Below are 278 nucleotides of genomic sequence, written 5' to 3'. Positions count from 1 at the left end.
ACCCTGGTTCGAAATCGCCTTTGCCATCCCGATGCTGCCGCTGCTGTTGCTTATCGGCGTCGGTATGCACACGGCCTGGCGCAGTCAGGACTGGCACGCACTTATCAAGCAACTGAAAGTACCCGCCATTATTGCGCTGGTCGCCGGCCTGAGTATTCCGGCGCTGATTTATGGCCGCTTCGGTATTCTCGTGACGGTTGGTGTCATCGCCGCATTCTGGATTATGGCCACCTCAATGATTCAACCCATACGCTCGTGGCGGCGCTCCCCCGGCACAC

1 protein-coding gene is annotated in these 278 nt (G+C 58.6%); it reads left to right on the top strand.

All coding sequences use genetic code 11. From position 1 onward, the window contains the following. Positions 1-278 (top strand): cytochrome c-type biogenesis CcmF C-terminal domain-containing protein (locus tag QWY28_RS23645; RefSeq protein ID WP_300955353.1); only part of this gene is annotated, 278 nt, incomplete at both ends.

This window comes from Nocardioides oceani, assembly GCF_030412965.1.
GTDB classification, from domain to species: domain Bacteria; phylum Actinomycetota; class Actinomycetes; order Propionibacteriales; family Nocardioidaceae; genus Nocardioides; species Nocardioides oceani.
The sequence above is the reverse complement of the archived record's forward strand: the minus strand, read 5'-3'. Positions and strand labels throughout refer to the sequence as shown.